Raw genomic sequence first — 22,097 nt, 5'->3', positions numbered from 1 at the left:
AGGGGCCGGGCGATCCGGCGCGACCAGGACTGGCCAGCACCCCGCGCCAGCCAGCGCGAGGGCCCGTCGCTGCCCTGGAGGGCACGAACGCGGGCTGCTGGCCCGCAAGTCTCACCGACTCACGGCTGCGGGCTAGCCTGACCCCTCGGGCCAGCCGTGGAGACGCAGGCGGCTGATACCGCCGTCGGGTATCAGGTTGCACCGGACATGGGACACCACGCCCACGTCCACAAGCTGCTCCGTCTGGAACTCGTGGATCGCGTCCGCCTGCAGCGGCATCTCCGGCAGCAGCGTCTCCCAGAACATGCTCTGCGGCACCAGCGACTCGTCGGTGGCATTCTCGGGACGGGCGGCCTGCAGCGAGACACGGGCCGGGAAGTTGCCCTTGAAGTGCGCCGTGTCCACCACGACCCGCTCGATGCGACCCGGACAGCCCAGGGCAATGATGCCCCAGTCGTTGCCGGGCTCGCGCCGTCGGCGGGTCTCCCAGCCGTCGCCCATGTTCACGCCGCGGCCGGGGGCGAGGATGGCGTTCGGGTCGCCGTAGTGGGCATCGCTTACGGCGACCACCCGCCCTCCATGCCCGAGGGCGGCGAGGTCCGGGACGTCACCCCCCGCGGCCGCGAGGCGCGGGCGGCCGCGGCCGTGGACGCGCAGGCGGGCGATGCCGCCATCCGGGTAGAGATTCAGGCGCAAGTGCGTGAACACCTCGCCGGCCTCCACCCGGCAGAAGCGATGGTCATCGCCCCGCAGGCTCACCACGGGCACGATCTCCTGCCAGACGGTGGCAGCATCCGGGTCCCCCGACTCCACCCGGCAGGCCTCCACCGAGGCGGCCGGCGGGAAGTTGCCGGTGAAGAACGAGGTATCCAGCTCGATGGCCTCGATCACGCCGGGCATGGCGAGCCGCACCACCGCCCAGTCGTGCCCGGGCCCCCGCCGACGGCGCGTCTCCCAGCCGTCCATCCACTTGCCGTGATCGTCGAAGCGCTCCGGGTAGAACACCGGCGGCGCGGCGGCGAGCATGCGCTCGCCGGGCGCGAAGAACTCGTCGCTGACCGCCACCACCGTGGCGCCGGCCCGTGCGTCCGCGAGATTGCTGAGCCCCCGGGCGAAATCCGGCCGCTCGACGGGGTTCGCATGGCGCGCGGCTTCAGTCATCGTGGCCCCTCCTCGTTGCCTGCCCCGGCTGCGGCCGCGGGGAGCACGACCTCCACCGGCGCCGGCAGCGGGCGTTCATCGCAGTTGTTCCCCGGACCGTCGCGGTCCACCACCAGAAAATCGGACACCGCCTCGAGCGCCAGCAGTGGGTGGTGCCAGACGCCCGGCGCATAGCTCACGCCCTGATCGCCACGGGCGAGGAAGGCGTGCAGGTCCCCCAGCGCGAAGCCCTCGCCGGGCGGCGCCACCACCACCAGGTACGGCCGCCGGTCCAGCGGCATGAACGCCTGGCTGCCCAGGGGATGGCGCTCCAGCAAGGCCAGCCGTACCGGCGGGGTCACGGGCTGGCCGCGGAAGATGCTGAGAATCGCCCGTGCCGGCGGCCCATCCAGCGTCACGGCGGCGAGGGCGTGGTAGCGCTCCGTGGTCCCGGCGTTGATCGGGAAGTGCTCCGCGCCCCCGGTCTGCAGCACCTCGCCGAAGGGGGCGAAGGCCTCCCGGGTCAGCGGGCGGGCGACGAGACGCTCAGCCATGGCCGCGGGCCTCCCCATGCCAGGGATGCCGCTCCCGCCAGTGCCGGGCGATATCCACCCGCCGACAGACCCAGACGTCATCGTGGCGCTCGATGTGGTCGAGGAAGCGCTGCAGCGCCCGGAATCGCCCGGGCCGGCCGATCAGCCGGCAGTGCAGCCCCACCGAGAGCATCGCCGGCGCCTCGCTGCCCTCGGCATAGAGCACATCGAAGGCATCCCGCAGATAGGCGAAGAACTGGTCCCCACTGTTGAACCCCTGGGGCGTGGCAAAGCGCATGTCGTTGGCATCCAGGGTATAGGGCACCACCAGGTGCGGCTCGCGGCGGCCGTCGGACAGGCGCACCTCGGTCCAGAACGGCAGCTCGTCGCCGTAGTGGTCGGCGTCGTAGAGAAAGCCGCCGTGCTCCACCACCAGGCGCCGGGTGTTGGGGCTGTCGCGGCCGGTGTACCAGCCGAGCGGTGCCGCGCCGGTGAGCTCCCGGTGCAGGCGCACCGCCTCCTCCAGGTGGGCACGCTCGGTAGCCTCGTCCACGTCCTGATAGCTGATCCAGCGCAGCCCGTGGCAGGCGATTTCGTGCCCGGCCTCGCGGAACGCGGCGGCAGCCTCGGGGTTGCGCTGCAGGGCCCGGGCCACGGCGAACACGGTGAGTGGCAGCCCGCGCCGCTCGAACTCGTGCAGCACGCGCCAGACGCCCACCCGCGAGCCGTATTCGTAGATCGACTCCATGCTCAGATGCCGGTCCGGCACTGCGGGGGCATTGATGATCTCGGAGAGGAATGTCTCGGCGTGCGGGTCGCCGTCGAGCACGCAGCGCTCGCCGCCCTCCTCGTAGTTGAGCACGAACTGCACGGCCACCCGGGCGCCGCCGGGCCAGTCCGGGTGCGGGCGATGGCGGCCGTAGCCGACCAGGTCCCGGGGGTAATCGCTCTGCATCGCGTCGCTCCTCCGCCGCCGCGCGCACGGGCACGTCGGCCTCCGCCTACTGGCCCGCCGCCGTGCCGCGCGCTGCCTCACCAAAGAAGATGGCCTCGAAGTCCGGCGTCACCTCCTCGCCCCCGGCGAAGTCCAGGCTCGCCTCGATCCGGCTCAGGTGGTCCGTCAGCCACTCCCGCGCCACCGATGCCTGTCCGCTCGCAAGCAGCGGCACCAGATCGCCGTGCTCGCCGCAGTCGCAGCCGACGCTGCGTGGCGAGCCATAGACCGCGATGATCAGGGAGGAGAGGGAGGTCAGCTGCTCGACGAAGCTGGTCAGGATGTCATTGTCGGCAACACCCACCAGGCGCACGTGAAACGCCGCGGACAGGCGGATGGCCTCGCTCTGGGCACCGCGTTGCTGCGCGACGCACTCGCGCTCCGCTAGCGCCTGCAGCGCGCGCTCGTCCGCCCCGTCGAACCGTGCGATGACCTCCGGGATGCTGCCGCATTCGGCAAGCTGCCGGGCGGCGAATACATTGCGCGCCTCCCGGGCGCTCGGCCGGCTCACCTGGGCACCGCGCCGCGGCCGGATGGTCACCAGCCGCTCCAGGGCAAGCCGCTGCAGGACCTTGCGAATACCCGTGCGGCTGACCCCGAAGACCTCGCTCAGCGCGTCCTCCGGCAGGCGCGCTCCCGGCCGCAGCCGGTGATCGACGATGGCATCAACGATTTCGCGGTAGATCCGCGCATCCCTCGGGCTCGCCGACACGGCGTCCGCGACCCCGGGCGCGCCGGTTGCATGTCCACCTTCCGAGCTCATGCGCTCCCCTTCCCGTGTATACAAGACTGTCTCCAGGCACCTCCGAGCGGGGCGGCGGGCTGCCCCTTCCCGGTTCGATCGACGTCCCCCAAGCCTATCAGCTCCCCATTACGGAGCCGCCACCTGAGCATGGACGGATCGTCTGCGCCATTCGTCGGATCCCGATGCGGAAAATGTTGCATCCGTTCTTGTATACATAGCTTGTATACGCTACACATTTCAAGCACGCCGTCAGCGACAACCCATCGCCAGCCGCCGGAAGGACGTTGCGCCCATGCAGATTCGCGTCATCAACCCGAACACCACCCGCAGCATGACCGACAAGATCGGCGAGGCGGCCCGCGCCGGTGCCAGCCCAGGGACCGAGATCGTCGCCACGCAGCCGGCCAGTGGCCCGGTGTCCATCGAGGGGCACTTCGACGAGGCGGTCAGCGCACTCGGCGTGGCCGACGAGGTGCTCGCCGGCGAGCGCGCGGGTACGGACGCCTACGTCATCGCCTGCTTCGGGGATCCCGGTCTCGCCGCGGCGCGGGAGCTGACCCGTGCCCCGGTGGTCGGCATCGCCGAGGCCGCGTTCCACGTGGCCACGCTGATCACCCCGCGGTTCTCCGTGGTCACCACGCTTGGGCGCACCGTCGGCATCGCCGAGGACCTGTTGCGGCGCTACGGCTTCGCCGGCCATTGCCGGCGCGTGCGGGCCGCGGAGATCCCGGTGCTCGACCTCGAGGATGACGGCGAGACCGCGCTGGAGCGGATCATCGCCGAGGGCCGCCGCGCCCGCGAGGAGGACGACATCGGCGCACTGGTGCTCGGCTGCGGCGGCATGTCCGACCTCACGGCCCACCTCGGACGCGAGATCGGCCTGCCCGTGGTGGACGGCGTCGCCGCGGCCGTGAAGCTCTGCGAGTCCCTCGCGGCCCTTGGCCTTGGCACCAGCAAGCACGGGGAGCTCGCGTTCCCGCGCCCGAAAACGTTCACCGGCGAGTTCCAGCGCTATTCCGACCTGGGGGGAACCGCCACAACCGCCGGATAGCGTCCGGCATGGCGGCGGGCAGACGTATCCGCCGTCGCCCCGGGTGAGTCCGGGGCATTTGAATCCAACATGAGGAGGGAGAGATGGCCACTACCGATCAGACGCTGACGGCGGAAGACCGTCACGCCCCGGGCGCTTCACCGGGCACCAAGGCACCGGGCGAGGAGTCCCTCGCCCCCCAGCAGATCCGCATCATGGGGCGGACGTCGTACTTCCTGGCCTGGTTCGGCGGGTGCGTGTCCATCGGCACCTTCGCCATGGGTTCGAGCGTGGTGGGGACGCTCAACCTGCTCCAGGCCACACTCGCCATCGCCATCGGCTGCTTCGTTATCGGGCTGGCCCTGATGATCAACGGCGCCGCCGGCTACAAGTACGGCATCCCGTTCATGGTGCAGGCGCGCAGCGCCTTCGGCTTCACGGGCACCCGTCTGCCGGGTCTGGTCAGGGCCGTGCCGGCGATCGTCTGGTACGGCTTCCAGAGCTGGATCGGCGCCGGCGCGCTGAACATGGTGTCGGCGACGCTGTTCGGCTTCGACAACCTGGTGTTCTACTTCATCACCTTCCAGCTGCTGCAGATCATGCTGTCGGTGCTCGGCTTCCAGGGCATCAAGTGGCTGGAGAACATCGGCAGCGGGTTCATCCTCGCCTCGCTGGTGTACATGTTCTACGCCACCATCGTGCGCTACGGCGATGCGCTATCGGCGAGCCTGGTCACCATGGAGGGCTCCTGGGGCCTGCCCTTCTGGGGCGCCACCATGCTGTTCATGGGCATCTACGCGACCATGATGCTCAACGTCAGCGACTACTCGCGCGAACATCGCCCCGGCACCGGTCCCGGCCTGCTGACGACCATCTACTCCTTCTCCATCCTGCCGGCGACCCTGCTCATGGGGCTGATTGGCTACATGGTCTCGGAGGCGACAGGGGTCGCCGACCCCATCCAGGTGTTCGCGAACGCCGTGGACAACACGCCGCTGCTGATGACCACGCTGCTGTTCATCGCCTCGGCGCAGGTCACGACCAACGTGCTGAACAACGTGGTGCCGCCGACCTATGCGCTCATGGACATCTTCAAGCTCGGCTACCGCCCGGCCACGGTGATCGTCGGCTTCCTGGCCTTCGCCACCTTCCCCTGGGAGCTGGTGAAGGACGACTCGGCCGCCGGGCTGCAGCTGTTCGTGCAGACCTACTCGGCATTCCTCGGCCCGATCTTCGCGGTGCTGGTGGTGGACTACTACCTCATCCGCCGCCGCACGCTGGATCTGGACAAGCTCTATGACAGCGAGGGCCCCTATCGCGGCGTGAATTACGCCGCGCTGGTGGCCACGGCGGTCGGTGCGGTGGCCGCGCTCACCTTCTCGCAGGTGTCCTGGTACGCGAGCCTGATTCCGGCCGGCCTCACCTACTACCTGCTGATGCGGCACTGGAGCGCCTGCGCGCGCTTCCGCAGCTGACGCCGGTCACGCCAGGGGCCGGAACAGGATGGCCCGGCCCCTGGCGTCGCCCGAATCGCAGCCCGCCATGTCTACGGGAGACCGACGATGAGCGATCCGGATCTGAAGCTGACCGAGCACGACCCGCGCCTCTACAACGCCGACCTCGCGCCGATCCCGAAGAGCCGGCGCACGTGGGGCTGGTTCGAGATATTCAATGTCTGGGCGAACGACATCCAGAGCCTGTTCGGCTACACGCTGGCGGCGTCCCTGTTCATCACCTACGGGCTGAATGGCTGGGCGGTGATGGCCGCCATCATCCTGGCCGGCGTCATCGTGATGTTCCTGGTGAATCTCACTGGTCAGCCAAGCGTGAAGTACGGCATCCCGTTTCCGGTCATGGCACGCGCCAGCATGGGCGTGCATGGCGCCAACTTCCCGGCCATGCTGCGCGCCATCGTCGCCATCTTCTGGTACGGCGTGCAGACCTACTTCGCGTCCACGGCCCTCGCCCTGCTGCTCAACTCGCTCCTGGGCAGCCCCGGCGGCGGGCAGCTCCTCGGCCTCGACGCCGTGGCATGGCTGTCATTCGTGCTGGTCTGGACGTTCCAGGTGGTGATCTTCTGGCGCGGCATCGAGTGGGTGCGGCGCTTTCTCAACTGGGCCGGACCGTTCGTCTACCTGGTGATGTTCGCGCTGATGATCATCCTCTGGCTCGAGGCGGGGGCGGAGCTCCTGCCCGCCATTGGCGATCTGTTCACCGCCGGCGGCGGCTACGAGGGCGGCCCCGTCGCGGCCTTCCTCGCCATCACCGGAACCATGGTCGCCTACTTCGCCGCGGTGGTAATCAACTACGGGGACTTCTCGCGCTTCGTGCGCAGCGACCGCGAGATGCGCATCGGCAACCTGCTCGGCCTGCCGGTGAACGTCGCCGTGTTCTCCTTCATCGCGCTTGTGGTCACCGCAGGCACCGTGGTGCTCTTCGGCGAGCGCCTGACCAATCCCACCGACATCATCGAACGCGTGGACCTCCTGCCGCTCACCATCATCGCGGCGATTACGTTCTTCGTGGCGACGGTGGGCATCAACATGGTGGCCAACTTCATCCCGCCGGCCTACGACCTGGCGAACCTGATCCCGAGCCGCATCGACTTCCGCCTCGGCGGGCTCATCACCGCGGTGGTGGCGTTCTTCATCGGCGCCCTCTGGGTATCGGTGATCAGCCGCCTCGGCATCGCCGGCTTCGTCAACGCGCTCGGCGCGGTGCTCGCGCCCTTCTACGGCATCATCGTCTGCGACTACTACCTGGTGAAGCGCCAGCGTCTCGACGTCCAGCAGCTCTTCTCCACCGACGCGGACGCCGCCTACCACTACGTCCGCGGCTGGAACCAGCGCGGCCTGGTCGCCTTCGCCCTGGCTGCGGTGTTCTCCCTCGCCTCGGTCTGGGTGCCCGCCCTGCAGGCCCTGGACGGTTACGCCTGGCTCATCGGGGCCTTCCTCGGCGGCCTGTTCTACTGGTTCCTGATGCGGGGTCCCGCGGCAGCCGCTGCGCAGGCCGCCGCAACGGGCGGCGACTGAGGTCGGATCGAGCGGACTGGCCACCATGCCCCCCGGCGGATGAAGCTCGCCGCGGCCGGCCTGCCCTCACCAAATCGGCGCCGGCTCGTGGCATGCTGCGCCCGTTCCGTTCGGCCACCCCGGGGCAGCCATGCCGCTTCACCTCCTCGCCGTTGGCGACCTGCATCTCGGGCGCCGCCCCTCGCGCCTGCCGGACGAGCTCGCCGGGCGCGCCCGTGAGCTCGGCCCGGCCGGTGCCTGGGAGCGGGTGGTGGCGGCGGCGCTGGAGGCCGGCGTCGATGCCGTGGCCCTGGCCGGCGACGTGGTCGAGCGCGAGCACGATTTCTTCGAGGCCTACCGCGCCCTGCGCGCCGGCGTGGAGCAACTTGCGGGGACCGGCATCCGCGTGCTCGCCGTTGCCGGCAATCATGACGGTGCCGTGCTGCCGCGCCTGGCCCGCGAGGTGGACGGTCTGGAGCTGCTGGGCGAGGGCGGCCGCTGGCAGCGGGTGACCCTGGAGCGTGGCGGCGAGGCATTGACCCTGTGGGGCTGGTCCTTTCCGCAGCCACGGGTGCTGCAGAGCCCGCTCGAGGGCGCCGCCCTCGAGCGCGGACCCGGCCCCAACCTCGGCCTGCTGCACGCCGACCGCGACGTCGCAGACAGTCCCTACGCCCCGGTAACCAGCCGCGCCCTGACCGATGCCGGCCTCGACGGCTGGCTGCTCGGGCACATCCACCAGCCGGACGCGCTCTCGGCGTCTCAGCCGAGCGGCTATCTCGGTACCGTGACCGGCCTCGACCCGGGCGAGCCGGGGCCTCGCGGGCCGTGGCTCGTGACCATCGCCAGCGGGCGTGTCGCGACCGTAGACCACTGGCCGCTGGCACCGCTGCGCTGGCAACCGATCAACGTGCCCTGCGAGAACCTGACCGATCCGGCGGAGGCCCGCGCGACGCTGCTCCGGGCCGTACGGACGCTGGACCGGGAGATCGCCAGCGGTCGCGGCCAGCCGGTCGCCGTCGGCCTGCGGGTAAGCTTTACCGGCCGCACGGCGATCGGCGGCGACGCCCTCGCCGCGCTGTTCCCCGAGGACGAGCGCGGGGGCATCCACGACAGCGCGGGCGTGCGCTACTTCATCGAGACCCTCCGGGTGGAGACCCTGCCGGAGGTTCCCCTCGAAACCCTGGCGGCCCGCGAGGATCCGGCGGGTCTGCTTGCCCGGCGCCTGCTGACCCTGCAGCGCCCGGCGGACGACGCGGAGCGCCGGGCGCTGCTTGCCGAGGCCCGGGAGGCGCTGCTGCCGGTCGCCCGGGAGGCCCGCTGGCAGCCCCTCGGGCGGGCCGATCCTGACGACGCCGCCGTGGCCGACTGGCTCGAGCGGGCCGCGCGCTCGGCGCTTGAGGCCCTGCTCCGGCAGCAGGAGGCGGCATGAGACTGACGGCGCTCGCCATCCGCCAGCTGCCCGGGGTAGACGCCTTCACGGTGGACGGCCTCGCGCCCGGCGTGAACCTGGTGGTGGGTCCAAACGCCGTCGGCAAGAGCAGCCTCGCCAGGGCCCTGTGGCATCTGGTCGCCGGTTCCCGGCCCGCCGATCCGTCGGCCCTGAGCCTGGAGGCGGAGCTGGTGGACGACGACGGCCACTGGCGCGTGGTGCGCAGTGGCCGCCAGGTGGTGTGGACCCGGGACGGCGAGCCCGCGGCGGTTCCTCCCCTGCCCGAGGCCGATCGGCTGCACTGCTACTGGCTGCGGGTGGAGGACCTGCTGCAGGCCGAGGGCCGCGACGAGCAGTCGCTGGTGGAGCTGCTGCGCCGTGAGCTCGCCGCCGGCTTCGACCTCGATGCGGTGCGCAACGCCTTCGAGTTTGGCCCGCGGCGGGGCCAGCAGGAGGGCCAGGCCCTGCGCGACGCCCGCCAGCAGCGCCAGCGCATCGAGAGCCGTTACGAGGCGCTCCTGCGCGAGGAGGAGACACTGCCGCGCCTGGAGGCCCGCGTGCAGGCGGCCCGTGCCGCCGGCCAGCGCGCCCGGCAGCTGGAACAGGCCCTCGCGCTGCTGGAGGCGCGGCAGGAGCGGGAGCGTCTGGACGCAGCGCTCGCCAGCCATCCGGAGGGCATGGAGCGCCTCACCGGCCGCGAGCTGCAGCGCCTCCACGAGCTCGAGGCGCAGCGTGGCCGGGCCCGTGATGGAGCCGCCGAGCAGCGCCGACGCCGCGACGAGGCCCGCGCCCGCGCCGCAGAGACGGGACTCGCCGATGCGCGGCCCGAGGCGTCCGAGCTCGAGGCCACGGCGCGGCGGCTGCAGACGCTGATCCAGCGTGACCGGCAACGTGAGGAGGCCCGCCGGCGCCTGGCCGAGCGCGAGGCCGAGTGGCGGGCCGCGGCCGAGGCCCTGGGAGGCGATGACGCGGCGTTGATCACCGCCGGCCCGGCGGAGGTCGCCGCGGCCGAACGGCTCGCTCAGGACCTGCATGCGGCCCGCGCCGAGCTCGACGCCTGCCGCGCCCAGGCCCAGGCCGCTGCGGAACCTGCCGGCGACGGGCCACGGCCGACGCGCCTGCCCTGGATCGCCGGGCTGGCCCTTGCCAGCGCGGTCCTCGGCGGCGTTGCCGCCGTGCTCACCGCGCTCTGGTGGGCCATCGCCGCCAGCCTGCTCGCGGCCCTCGCGACCGGCCTTGCAGTCCCGGCGGCCTGGCGCGAGCAGCGCAGCCACCGCGAGGCGGAGAGCGAGCGGGATTTCGCCCGCCGCCGCCACCGCGAGCTGGCGGACCGGGTAGCCGCCGCCGAGGCCCGGGAGCAGGCGGCCCGCGAGGCGGCCCGTGAGTTCTGCCAGGCGCACGGCATCGACCCGGCAGGGCTCGCAGGTGCCGGGCTCGACCGGCTCATCCGCCTCACCGCCGCCCTCGATCAGGCACGCTCGGCACACGCCGCCGCCCGGGCCGAGCTGGACCGTATAGACGCCGAGCTGCAGGCCGAGGCCACGGCCGTGCACGGCTTCCTCGCCCAGTGGGGCGCCGCCCCCGAGACCTCAGACCCGGTGGCGCTGGAGACGGCGCTCGATGCGTTCCGGGAGCGCTGGCGCGCCGCGGAGCAGGCCGCCCGCGACGGCGGCGAGGCGGACCGGGAGCTGCGCCGGCTGGAGGAAACCGTTGCGGAGCGGGCCGCCGAGATCGGGACGCTGTACCGGGAGGCCGGCATCGAGCCAGGAGACCGGGCCGGTCTGGAGCGCCGCTGCGCCGCGCTGGAGACCTGGCGCGAGCTCCGCCGGCAGCACGATGCCGCCTGCGCTACCGAGGCCGAGCGGCGCCGGCCGCTCGCCGGGGAGGACGACCTGCTGGCCCGGGTGGAAGCCGGCGACGCAGCGGGGCTCGAGGCCGATCTCAGCGAGCAGCAGACCCTGGCGGCGGATTACGAATCGCTGCTGGAGGAGGCCAAGGCCATCCGCACCCGGCTGGAGGAGGCCGGCCGCGACGGCGGCCTGGAGCAGGCGCTGGCTGCGGAGCGGGGCGCGGCGGAGGCGCTGGCCGGCCTGCGCGACGAGGCGCTCCTCGGCGCCGCCGGACGATTCCTTCTGGACCAGGTAGCGGGGGAATACCGGAGCGCCCGCCAGCCGCCGGTGCTGCAGGATGCGAGCGAGCGCTTCCTGCGCTTCACCCACCACGGCTGGTCGCTGGAGCTGGACGCCGAGCGCGGCTTTCACGCCCGCGAGGCGGCCAGCGGCGAGCGACGGCCCCTCTCCGCGCTCTCCTCGGGCACGCGCATGCAGCTGCTGCTCGCGGTGCGCATCGCCTGGGCCCGGCAGATCGAGCGCGAGAAGAAACCGCTGCCGCTGTTCCTGGACGAGGCGCTGACCACCAGCGACACCGGGCGTTTTGCGGAAGTGGCCGCCAGCCTGCAGCAGCTCGCCGACGAAGAGGGCCGACAGATCTTCTACCTGAGCGCCCGCCGCGAGGAGATCGGGCTCTGGGAGCACGCCACCGGCAAGGCACCGGCGGTGGTGGACCTCGCCGCCATACGCTTCCGCCGCCCCACGGCGGCCCCGGTGGACTATCAGGTGCCTGAGCCCGCGCCCCTGCCCGCGCCGGATGCCCGGACCCCGGAGGCGTATGCCGCGGCCCTGGGCGTCCCTGCGCCGGACCCCTGGCAGCCGCCGGAGGCGATCCCGCTGTTCCATCTCCTCCGGGACGATCTGCCCCAGCTGCACCGGCTGATGGAGGACTGGCGGGTCACCCGCCTGGGCGAACTCGAGGCCCTGCTGGCGGGGGCGGCCGCCGAGCGGGCCCTGCCGGACCGGGATGTGCGCGAACGCCTGGCGGCGCGCTGCCGCATCGCCCGCAGCTGGCTCGGACACTGGCGGCGCGGGCGCGGCCGGCCTGTGGACCGGGGGGTGCTGGAGGCGTCCGGGGTGATCCGGGAGACCTTCATCGACCGGGTGAGCGAGCTCGCCGACCGCGTGGGCGGCGATGCCGAGGCCCTGGTCAGCGCGCTGCGCGAGGGGCAGGTCAAGCGCTTCCGGGGCCAGACCACCGACGAGCTGGAGGCCTGGCTACAGGCGGAAGGCTACCTCGACCCCGAGCCGCCGCTGGAGCCGGAGGCGCTGCTGCGGGCCGTGCTCGCGAGCCAGGCCGACACGGCACACCCCGCCGAGATCCGCCGGCTGGTGACCTGGCTGCAGGCGGCATTGCCGCACGCCGGAGCCGCCACCGCAGTGACGGCCGACTGAGGCATCAGCCGCCGCGCAGCCGCGCCTCCAGGCCGCTGCAGCGCCGCACGCTGCGGCCGATGGCCGCCCGCAGCCCCCCCGGCGCCGCCTCCGCCAGGGTGAAGCGCTCCGCGGCCCGGGTGATGGCGGTATAGACCAGCTCGCGGGTAAGCACCGGTGCGGTCCGCTCCGGCAGTACCAGGCAGGCGTGGCGGAACTCCGAGCCCTGGGCCTTGTGCACGGTCATGGCGAACACCGTATCCACCGCGTCCAGACGGCTCGGCAGCACCCAGCGCACGCCGCGCTCGCTATCCGCCGCGGGGAAGGCAACCCGCAGCACCCGCCGCCAGTGCCCGGCCTCGTCCTGCTCCGGCCGGCGCAAGGCGATGCCGAGATCACCGTTCATCAGCCCGAGACCATAATCGTTGCGGGTGACCATCACTGGCCGGCCCTCGTACCAGACACCCCGGGGCGCGATGGCGCCGGCGGCCTCTAGCGCGCCGGCGATGCGGACATTCAGCGCCTCCACGCCCCAGGGCCCGGCCCGCAGGGCCGCGAGGAGCTGGAACCCGGCATGGGCCCTGAGCACCTCGTGCGCCCAGGCATCGCACGCGTCCGGGGTCGCCGTGTCGCCGGGGTCCGCCGCCCGCAGCCGCGCCAGGTACTGGCCGTAGCCGGCCACCGCATCGGTGGCCAGGGACTCCAGCCCGGCCATCCCGTCGGCGCCGTCCGCCACACGGAGCCGCGCCAGACCCTCCGCCCCGCTGTCGAGAACGGCCTCGGCGCCTGCGGCATCCCCGGCGTTGACCGCCGCCGCGAGTCGGCCGATGCCGCCCTCGGCCGGGAACCGGTGGCTGTGGCGCAGCATCACCACCTGCTGGTCCAGCGCCTGCGCCGGCGCCGCCAGGGTCTGCGGCGGCAGGTGCCCGGCCCCGGCGGCGACGAGCCAGTCCGCCGTTTCCCGGCTGTAGGCGCCGGCGCGCGCCCGGGCGCAGAGCTCGCCGAGGACGGCCCCCGCCTCCACCGAGGCAAGCTGGTCCCGGTCACCCAGCAGCACCAGCCGGGCCTGGGCAGGCAACGCGGCCAGGGTGGCATCCATCAGCTCCAGGTCCACCATGGAGGCCTCGTCCACCACCAGCACGTCCAGCGCCAGCGGGTGGCGGGCGTCGTGTCGGAAGCGACGGCTGCCCGGCTGGCTGCCGAGCAGCCGGTGCAGGGTCGTCACCCTCGTGGGCACGGCGTCCCGCACTGCTGCGCCCAGGGCATCCCCCGGCAGCGCCAGCGCCGCCACGGCCCCCGCCACGGAGCGGTTGAGGCGCGCGGCGGCCTTGCCGGTGGGCGCGGCCAGAGCGATGCGCAGCGCGCGACCCTCTGGCGCCTCCAGGGCCAGCCCCTGCAGGATGGCCAGCAGGCGCACCACGGTGGTGGTCTTGCCGGTGCCTGGGCCGCCGGTAATCACCCCGAAGTCCCCGCCTGCGACCAGGGCGCAGGCGACACGCTGCCAGTCCGTCGCCGCCGTGGGCGGCGAGCCGAACAGCCACTCCAGCCAGCGCGCCAGCGCGGCCGGGTCGACGGCGGCGCGGCGCGCACGACCCGTCGCAAGCCGCGCGGCGATGCCTTCGGCCACGCGTGCCTCGGCGTCCCGATAGCGGCGCAGGTAGAGCCGCGGCGGCTCCAGCACCAGCGGTGCCGTCGGATGATCGCTCCCGGCCACCACCGGCGCCCCTCCCAGCGCCGCCGCCAGGGCCCCGGCGTCGTGCCCGCCCAGGCAGGCCGCGGGGCGCAGCGGCTCGGCCACCTCCGCCACCGGCGGGGCGAGCCCGAGCGTCGCGTCCGGATCCTCGGCCAGGGCCTCGAGATCGAGGCAGACGTGGCCCCGCCCCTGGTGCTGGCTCGCGATCGCGGCCAGCAGCAGCGGCAGCGGCTCCGTGGCCGGCGCCTCGCGGGCGAGGAACGCCGCGAACGCCCGGTCCAGCGACCGCAGCCAGCCCGCAGCGACCCAGTCCGCCAGCAGCGCGAGGATGCCGTCGCGATCCTGTGGCAGGGCGCCGGCGGCGCTCACGGGCCCTCCTCCGGAGCGTCCGGCCCGGCCCGCAGATCGGCATCCAGCTGCTCGATGAGCGCCCGCGGCGGGCGCTCGCAGTACAGGCCCTGGCCCTCGGCGTCGATGCCGCGCAGGAAGAGATAGACCACACCGCCGACATGGCGATCGTAGTCGTAGTCCGGCAGCCGGGACGTCAGCAGCCGGTGCAGCGCCAGGGTGTAGAGGACGTACTGCAGGTCGTAGCGCTTCTCGAGCACAGTGGTGCGCAGGGCCGCCGGGGCGTAGTCCCGGGCCTGCGGGCCGAGCCAGTTGGACTTGTAGTCCGCGACCCAGTAGCGCCCCTCGTGCTCGAAGACGAGATCCACGAAGCCCTTGAGCAGACCGTTCAGCACGCTCTGCGCGGCGGGCGGGCGCGGTGCGGCGTCCAGGGTGGCCGCTCGCACCGCGCGGTCCAGCCGCCGGGCATCGGTCCAGCGGGTCTCGAACCAGAACTCCAGCTCCGGCTGGTACGCGGCAACCCCGTGTAGCGTGACCGGCCCCGCCCCGGGCAACGCCAGCGGCTCCGCGATCAGCCGCTGCAGCCAGTCGCCCAGCACCTGGGCCCACTCCCCCCAGCCACGCCGGGCACAGCGCCGCACCACGGTCTCCCGCAGCCGCGCCGGGTCGGCGGCGAGCGCGGCGAAGCCCTCGCGCGCCGCCCACTCCAGCAGGCCGTGGAGAAACGTTCCCGGACCGGGCCCGCGGGGGAAGGCGTGCAGGCCCGCCGCCACGCCCGGCGCCGGACCCGCCGGATCGGCCTCTTCCGCCACCTCGCCGATCACCTCGGCTCGCGCCGTCTCCGGGGCCGCCTCGGGCTGCGCCAGGCGCAGGGCGCTGTAGCTCGCGATCCACCACAGCTCTCGGGCGGGCCGCCGCGGTCGGCGGGCGCTGCCGGTGGCGGCGGCCTCGCCGGGGCCGGCGTAGCGCTCGCCGGTCACCGCCGGGGCCGGCTCGATGGCGACCGCATCGTCCGCCGCGGCAAGCGGGGCGAGGGCCGCCGACAGGCCATCGTCCGGGATCGGCTCGCCGCCGGCGAGCAGATGGCCGAGCGCACTGCGGTGGAGCTGGTTCTGCCGCCGGTTCCCGAGCCGCAGCGGCGCCACGCCGAGCCAGCAGGCGTGCCGGGCCCGGGTGACGGCGACGTAGAGCAGGCGCACATCCTCCGCCAGACGCTCGGCATCGGCCCGTTCCAGCGCCGCCTCGTCCGGCTCCAGCGCCACCCTCGGGGCACCATCGGCATCGTGGTAGCGCAGGGGGGCGCGGTCGGCGGTCGGCGGGCGGAAGCTGCAGGCGAAGGGCAGGAACACCAGCGGATACTCGAGGCCCTTCGCCTTGTGCACGGTGACCACCTGCACCAGGCCCTCGTCGCTCTCCAGGCGCATCACCTGCTCTTCGGCCGGCGTGCCGCCCGCCGCCTCCAGGTGCTCGGCCAGGTGGCGCACCAGGGCCTGCTCGCCGTCCAGCTCACCGGCGCGCTGCTGCATCAGCTCGGAGAGGTGCAGCAGATTGGTCAGCCGGCGCTCGCCCCGGGGCTGCGCCAGCAGCCTTCGCGGCAGGTCGAAGTCGTGCAGCAGACGCCGCAGCATCGGCAGCACGCCGCGGCTGCGCCAGAGGCGGTGGTAGTCGCGGAACTGGACCACCCGCTGTTCCCAGTGCAGCTCGTCGCTGTTCAGCCGCTCCAGGGCGGCGTAATCGAGGTCCAGCGTGGCCGTGGCGAGGGCCGCGCGCAGCAGCCGGTCGCTGCCGGGCTCGGCGCAGGCGCGCAGCCAGCGCAGCAGGTCCGCCGCCTCGTCGGTGCGGAAGACCGAGTCACGGTCGGAGAGGTAGACGCTGCGCACGCCCCGGGCGGCGAGCGCGGTGCGGACGGCGTCGGCCTCCCGGCGGTCACGCACGAGCACGGCCATGTCTGCCGGGCGCAGGGGGCGCAACCCCCCCTCGCCCCGGAACCCCGCCTCGCCCCGGCGCCCCTGCTCCAGCAGCGCGGTCATCACGCTGGCGCCGCGCGCGGCCAGTGTCTCCCGGTAGGCGCCCTGGGACACGGACTCGCCCTCCTGCACCCAGAAGGTCAGCGCCGCCGGCGGGCCGTCGGCAAGAACGAAGCGCTCGGTGCGCCCCTCGGCGGACACGGGCTGGAAGGGCACCGGGTCGGCGTCGTCGCTGCGGAAGCCGAAGGCGCCGCCGGGCTGGGCCTCGCCATGGCTGAACAGCCGGTTCACCGCGGTCACCATGTCCGCCGACGAGCGGAAGTTGCGGGCCAGCGTGTGATGGCGCCCGGCGGTGGCCCGCCGAGCCCGCAGGTAGCTGTGGATGTCCGCCCCGCGGAAGGCATAGATGGACTGCTTGGGATCGCCGATCAGCAGCAGCGCCTCCCGGTCGGCGTTGCCGGCGATGTCGTAGACACGCTCGAAGATGGCGTACTGGACCGGGTCGGTGTCCTGGAACTCGTCGATCATCGCCACCGGAAACTGGCGGCGGATGGTGGCGGCGAGGCGGCCGGCGGGGTCCTGCTCCAAGGCCTCCAGCAGGCGCGTGAGGAGATCGCCGAAGCCGAGCTCGGCGCGCTGGCGCTGCTCGGCCTCGAAGCGCCAGCGCACCCACGCCGCGGCATGGCGCAGCACCGCGGCCCGCGGCGCCGGCGGCAGGCTGTCGTGGGCGTCGGCGGCGAGGTGGGCCGGATGCAGCTCGTCCGGCAGCGTGGCGTTCTTCAACCGGCGCGCCTGCATGCCGCGGCGGCTGACCATCTCCAGGGCCGGGTAGCTGCCGCTCCACTCCGGCACGGTTGCGGCCGGGTCTCGAGCCCAGGCACCCACGGCCTCCAGAAGCTTCTCCGGATTCCTGTACTTGCCGCCGTTGAGCAGCGGCAGCAGAGCGCGGAAGCTCGCCGCCGCGGCCGCGAAGTCGTCCCGCCACGGGGCCTTCAACGGCTCCAGGGCGGCGAGGTGGGCATCGAGCAGCGCCTCCAGCGCAGCGCGCTCCGCCGGGCGTGCCGGCTCGTGGCCCAGCAGCCCGCGCAGCTGCCGGTGCAGCGCCTCGGGCGAGCCGCCCAGCAGCTGCGTCAGCAGCGCCGCCCGCGCCGACGGCTGCGGGTAGACCATGCTGCGCCAGTAGTCGCGGACCGCCTCGGCCTCGCGCTCGCTGGGGTCGGTCTCCAGATGCTGCTCGAACAGGCTGCCGCTGTCGAAGGCGTGCTCGCGCAGCATGCGATAGCACCAGGCGTGGATGGTGGACACCGCCGCCTCGTCCATCCACTCCGCCGCCAGCGCCAGACGCCGCGCCGCCACCGCGCGCGCCCCGGGGTCCGGATAGTCCGCGAGCAGTTCGGCGAGGACCGGGTCCGGCGTGGCGGCCTGCGGCTCCCGGAAGCAGGCCGCCGCCTCGCTCAGGCGCTGGCGGATACGCTCGCGCAGCTCCCGGGTGGCGGCCTCGGTAAAGGTAACCACCAGGATCGCCGGCGGCAGCAGCGGCTCCGGCGGGCCGGCCTCGCCGCCGTGGCCGAGCACCAGCCGCAGGTAGAGCCCCGCGATGGTGTACGTCTTGCCGGTGCCGGCGCTGGCCTCTATGAGGCGGCTGCCGCGCAGCGGCAGGCGGGCGAGGTCCAGGCTCATGCCGAGGCCTCCGGCGGCGTCTGCAGGGCCGCATGCAGGGGCCGGTAAAGGCGCTCGGCCAAAGCCGGAAAACGGCTGTCGGCGAGCAGCGCCTCGGCGGTGGGGAAGGCCCGGGCGAGATAGGGGCTGTGGTCCACCTCACCGCTCTGCTGGCCCTGGCCGGCATAGACGCTGGCCGCGTCGGCCTGGGCGTCGCGCTCGAGGGTCAGCGCCTCCAGCCAGGCGCAGGCGCTCTGGCAGGTCACCGGCAACGGCTCGCGCTGGCCCTCGAGCCAGGCCTCCATCAGCGCTCGCAGGTGCTCGCCGGCGGCCTCGGCGGTGAGCGGGTCGAGCCGCAGCGCGGCGTCCGCGGCCACCAGCACGGTGGTGACCGGCCCGACCACCGTGCAGGCCAGCAAGTGGGCGACCCAGGAGGGCGCCGCGCTGTCGTAGCGCCAGTAGGGCCGGCTGCCGATGCGCAGCCGGCCGACGCTGTGAGCGAGCTGCAGGGTGCGCCCGTCTGCGGCCCGGCGCAGGCCCTCCGGCCAGGCCTCGACCACGACGCCGGCATGCTCGAAGCGCAGCGCCGCCTCGGGAGAGACCCGCTCCGGATAGGCCTCGCACCACTCGAGCACCCCGTCCAGGAGCGGTGTCACCGCCTCCGCCAGCGCCGCTGCCGCCGCCTCCCCCGGCGCCGCCGGCGGCAGCGCACCGCTGCGCCGCAGACGCTCCAGCCCGGCGTCCAGCCGGCTCCGCGCCGCTGCGGCATCCGGCGGCAAGGGAGCGAGCGCGACGTCGGCGAGCTGCCGGCGCAGCTGCCAGGCACCCAGCCCTTCCACGGCGAAGGGCTCCAGGTCCTCGGCCGTTGCCGCCTCGTCCTCCAGCACCACCTGCAGTCGCCCGGTGAAAAACGCCCGGGGCGGGCTGGCCAGAAAGCGCCCGAGCACCGCGGGGGCAAGCGGCTCCGTCGGGCTCACCGCTGGCAGCCGTGCCGGTGGCGGGGTCGGCGCCACGCTCCGGTGGACGGCCTGCCACTCCCGGGCGTAGGTGAACAGCCGCGCATCGTCCTCCACCGGGAACAGCGCGGGGCTGAAGGGCTGCAGCGGCTGATCCACGGTGAGCTGCGCCAGCAGATCGGCGCCCTCCGCCGAGCGCCAGCCGGCGGCAAGATGATCCCGCAGCTGGCCCACCAGCACCGACGGCGGCCGCGCCGTATTGTCCTGCACGCTGCGCCCGACCCAGCTCACAAGCAGCCGCTCGCGGGCCGAGAGCAGCGCCTCCAGGAAGAGATAACGGTCGTCCTCGCGGCGCGAGCGGTCGCCGGGGCGATAGTCCCGGGCCATGAGGTCGAAGTCCACCGGCTGCGGGCTGCGCGGGTAGTCGCCGTCGCTCATGCCGAGCAGGCAGACCACGCGGAAAGGGATGGCGCGCATTGGCATGAGTGTGCAGACGTTGACCGCCCCGGCCAGGAAGCGCCGGCTGAGGCTCGGCGCATCGACGGCGGCGAGCCAGTGCTCCCGGACCACGGCGAGCGGCAGGGGCTCCTCGAGCCCCGCCTCGGCGCAGGTCGACTCCCAGTCGTCAAGGGCCTCCAGCAGCCGATCGAGGAGGAGCTGATCGTCTTCTCCGGCGGCATGGAAGCAGTCGTCCAGCAGCGCCCGCAGGCGCACCGCCCAGTCGGCGGGCGTGGCCTCCGCGGCCAGGGCCTGCCACCAGCGGTCCAGGGTCTCCAGCAGGTCCGCCAGCGGGCCGAGCTCGGCGGCCTCCAGCCCCCCGACCTCTGCAAAGGGTTCGATGCCCTGCCAGGGGTCGGCCTCGCCCACGGCATAGCCGAGCAGCATGCGCCGCAGGCCGAAGGCCCAGCTGTTCTGCTCGAAACCATCGGGCAGTCCCAGGGCCGCGCGCTGGCGGGCATGCAGCCCCCAGCGCACGCCGGCCCCCTCGACCCAGCCATGCAGGCGCCCGAGTGCCGCCTCCGCCAGGCCGAAGCGCCGGCGCAGCGCGGGCACGTCGAGCAGGTCCAGCACCTCGCTCACCGCCACACGGGCCTCCGGCAGGCGCAGCAGCTGCTCCAGGGCGATCAGCAGCGGTGCCTGACCGCGCCGGCCGCGGTCGGCCACGGTGAAGGGGATGTAGCGCGGGTCGTCCGGGTCGAGACGCCCGAACACCGCTTCGATATGGGGCGCGTAGCGGTCAACGTCGGGGACCATGACGATGACATCCCGCGGGCGCAGGGTCGGATCGGCGGAGAAGCAGTCCAGCAGCCGATCGTGCAGGGCCTCCACCTCGCGCTGGGGGCTGTGGGCGATCTGGAAGCGGATGGAGTCGTCCTCCGCGGGTACCGCCGGCCAGCGCTCGCGCGTCTCGCTCAAGGGGCGCAGGTCGCGGATATCCTCCTGCAGCTGGTGCAGGAGGCAGTCCTCGCCATGGGGCTCGAACAGATCGATCCGCTGCCAGGAGAGCGTACGGAACAGCGCCCGATAGCGCTCGGGATCGTCGTGCTCGTCGAGCAGCCGGATATAGTCCCGCCCCTGCTTGCCCCAGGCGGCGAGCAGCGGGTGGGCATGGCCGTGGAGGGCCTCCGGGGAGAGGTCGGCAGGCATGTCCGGGCGTCGCGCCTGGCGCCGGCGTGGGCCGGTGAGGAGCTCCCGGTCGGGGACGATATCCGCCCAGAAGTGCTCGCAGGGATTGTGCACGCAGAGCAGCACCTGGCTGACCCCCGCCAGCGCCTCCAGTGCCTCCAGGCTCTGCCGCGGCAGCGAGGAGATGCCGAAGACGATGACCCGGCGCGGCAGCCCGGGGGGGCGCGCAGTGAGCTCGCCGGCGGCGCGCAGAAAGGCCTCGTGTACGGCGGCCCGGCTACGCTGCCGCGCGGAAGCGGGGAGATCGGCCAGCACCGCGCGCCAGAGCGCGGGCTGCCAGGCGTGATCCGCCGCCAGCGCGGCCTCATGGCCGCGGGCATCGCGCAGTACGTCCCGCCCCTCGGCCCAGTCGGAGAGCCAGTCGGCGCGATACACCTGGTACTGGTCCAGCAGATCGGCGAGCCGCAGGGCGAGCTGATGACGCTTGCGCCGGTCGTGGTCATCACTGAGGAAGCGTTGCAGCGGCGCGAAGACGGGATCGTGCAGCAGGTCGGGCAGCAGGCGCATCAGTCGCCAGGTGAGCGCCTCCTTGGCGAAAGGCGACTCGGCCGGCACGGCATCGGCCCCGAGCACGCCACGATACGCGCTCCAGAGAAAGCGGGCCGGCAGCTGCACATCCACCGCCGCGGCGATGCCGCAGCCGCCCTCCGGCGCCTCCGGGGCCCGCGCCAGGGCAAGCTTCAGCCACTGGGCGATGCCGTTGCTCTGGACCAGGAAGATCTCGTTCTCCAGCGGCGCCAGCGGATGCCGGCGCAGCCACTCCACGGCGAGCGCCCGCAGGTCCTCCAGGCGGTTGCCGTGAATTACCATGAAGCCGGGGACGATCCGGGCGGTCAAAGGCCTGCCCCTGGCGTACATCCGCGCGCGGCCGTCGGGGATGGACGCGTTGCCGGGTTCCGGTGGCTGCTCATGCCGCCAAGGCTCGCCGTTGCCGGCCCCGTCGCGCAAGTCCCTAGGGCCTTCCCGATTGCGCTTCGGACTGTGCCATGCCCGCGGAGCCGTCGGCCGCGACGCCGCGGGCTTCGCATCGGCCGTGCCAAGGCGGGGCGCAGTCCGGGACGTAATCAGAAGGTCCCTTCACCGCTGGGACGATTCCCCCCCATCTGGGGGTAGTGCGGCGATGGCGCATCGACTTTGCTTCAGCTTGCGAGCGCTGGACACACCCCAGCGAAAGAGCGCCATCGCCTCACGATCAGAAAGAGAAGGAGTGCCACCATGCATCCGTCCCGCAACACCCTCCGCCTCGCCGCCGCCTCCACGGCCATCCTCATTGCGGCCGGCTGCGCCACCGCGCCTTCCCCCACCGAGCTGCAGGAGGCCGGGCGCGGGCCGCTGGACCGTGAACAGCTGGAGGCGCTGCACGAAGACGGACTCCACCTGTCATGGTCGAACGCGCAGGGATCCGGCACCGCCACGTACTACCCGGACGGAACCCTGGAGGCGGCCTGGGACGGCGGCGGTACCGCGGGCACCTGGCGCATCGCCGACGACGGTCGGTTCTGCCGGTCTCTGGAGGTCGAAGACAACGAGGAGAAGTGCTTCCGGATCTACGAGGGTGAAACGGACAATACCTACCTGAGCTATCGCAACGGCGAGCAGACGACGAGCTGGGAGGTCCTGGAGACGACGGCCTCGCGTTAGCG

General features: G+C 73.2%; 13 protein-coding genes. 6 read left to right on the top strand and 7 right to left on the bottom strand.

All coding sequences use genetic code 11. From position 1 onward, the window contains the following. Positions 1-132 precede the first annotated feature (132 nt). The 4 genes from alc to LMH63_RS08855 are packed head-to-tail and all read right to left on the bottom strand — an operon-like array spanning position 133 to position 3,430. The gene (gene alc, locus LMH63_RS08870) at positions 133-1,161 is read right to left on the bottom strand and encodes an allantoicase (protein WP_109679203.1); all 1,029 of its coding nucleotides are present in this window, start codon (positions 1,159-1,161) and stop codon (positions 133-135) included. Further along, positions 1,158-1,694: an ureidoglycolate lyase gene (locus tag LMH63_RS08865; protein ID WP_109679204.1), complete on the bottom strand. Its 537-nt coding sequence runs from the start codon at positions 1,692-1,694 to the stop codon at positions 1,158-1,160. Before LMH63_RS08865 ends, alc begins: the two co-directional genes overlap by 4 nt. Next, positions 1,687-2,628 carry an allantoinase PuuE gene (puuE, locus tag LMH63_RS08860; RefSeq protein WP_109679205.1) on the bottom strand — a complete coding sequence of 314 codons (942 nt, stop codon included), beginning with the start codon at positions 2,626-2,628 and terminating at the stop codon, positions 1,687-1,689. Before puuE ends, LMH63_RS08865 begins: the two co-directional genes overlap by 8 nt. Before the next feature lie 46 nt (positions 2,629-2,674). Continuing rightward, entirely contained in the window at positions 2,675-3,430 is a 756-nt protein-coding gene (locus LMH63_RS08855; protein ID WP_109679206.1) for a GntR family transcriptional regulator, read from the bottom strand. A gap of 274 nt (positions 3,431-3,704) precedes the next feature. On the opposite strand from LMH63_RS08855, the gene LMH63_RS08850 reads away from it, so the two are divergent. The 5 genes from LMH63_RS08850 to LMH63_RS08830 all read left to right on the top strand — a co-directional run bounded on the left by LMH63_RS08850 (position 3,705) and on the right by LMH63_RS08830 (position 12,166). After that, a complete protein-coding gene (locus LMH63_RS08850; protein WP_109679207.1) occupies positions 3,705-4,463 on the top strand; it encodes an aspartate/glutamate racemase family protein in 759 nt (252 codons plus the stop codon). A gap of 83 nt (positions 4,464-4,546) precedes the next feature. Further along, a complete protein-coding gene (locus LMH63_RS08845; protein WP_109679208.1) occupies positions 4,547-5,917 on the top strand; it encodes an NCS1 family transporter in 1,371 nt (456 codons plus the stop codon). 87 nt (positions 5,918-6,004) lie between these two features. Then, entirely contained in the window at positions 6,005-7,474 is a 1,470-nt protein-coding gene (locus tag LMH63_RS08840) for an NCS1 family nucleobase:cation symporter-1 (protein WP_109679209.1), read from the top strand. Between the two features lie 130 nt (positions 7,475-7,604). Then, positions 7,605-8,882, top strand: coding sequence for a metallophosphoesterase family protein (locus tag LMH63_RS08835; RefSeq protein WP_109679210.1), 1,278 nt, complete (start codon positions 7,605-7,607; stop codon positions 8,880-8,882). Continuing rightward, a complete protein-coding gene (locus tag LMH63_RS08830) occupies positions 8,879-12,166 on the top strand; it encodes a hypothetical protein (RefSeq protein ID WP_109679211.1) in 3,288 nt (1,095 codons plus the stop codon). The genes LMH63_RS08835 and LMH63_RS08830 overlap by 4 nt, the downstream gene beginning before the upstream one ends. A gap of 4 nt (positions 12,167-12,170) precedes the next feature. On the opposite strand, the gene recD is transcribed toward LMH63_RS08830, so the two are convergent. Genes recD through recC form a run of 3 tightly spaced genes read right to left on the bottom strand, consistent with a single transcriptional unit; the run spans position 12,171 to position 21,312 of the window. Next, on the bottom strand, positions 12,171-14,207 hold the full coding sequence (gene recD / locus LMH63_RS08825; protein WP_109679212.1) for an exodeoxyribonuclease V subunit alpha: 2,037 nt from the start codon (positions 14,205-14,207) through the stop codon (positions 12,171-12,173). Beyond that, positions 14,204-17,833 carry an exodeoxyribonuclease V subunit beta gene (recB, locus tag LMH63_RS08820; RefSeq protein ID WP_109679213.1) on the bottom strand — a complete coding sequence of 1,210 codons (3,630 nt, stop codon included), beginning with the start codon at positions 17,831-17,833 and terminating at the stop codon, positions 14,204-14,206. The genes recD and recB overlap by 4 nt, the downstream gene beginning before the upstream one ends. Continuing rightward, on the bottom strand, positions 17,830-21,312 hold the full coding sequence (recC, locus tag LMH63_RS08815) for an exodeoxyribonuclease V subunit gamma (RefSeq protein ID WP_109679228.1): 3,483 nt from the start codon (positions 21,310-21,312) through the stop codon (positions 17,830-17,832). The genes recB and recC overlap by 4 nt, the downstream gene beginning before the upstream one ends. Positions 21,313-21,669: 357 nt before the next feature. Here recC and LMH63_RS08810 point away from each other — a divergent pair, with 357 nt between their 5' ends. Beyond that, positions 21,670-22,095, top strand: a complete 426-nt coding sequence (locus LMH63_RS08810; RefSeq protein ID WP_109679214.1) for a hypothetical protein — start codon at positions 21,670-21,672, stop codon at positions 22,093-22,095. The last annotated feature ends 2 nt before the right edge of the window (positions 22,096-22,097 follow it).

Source organism: Spiribacter halobius, from assembly GCF_020883455.1.
Classification (GTDB): Bacteria; Pseudomonadota; Gammaproteobacteria; order Nitrococcales; family Nitrococcaceae; genus Sediminicurvatus; species Sediminicurvatus halobius.
This window is presented reverse-complemented; position numbering and strand designations above follow the sequence as displayed.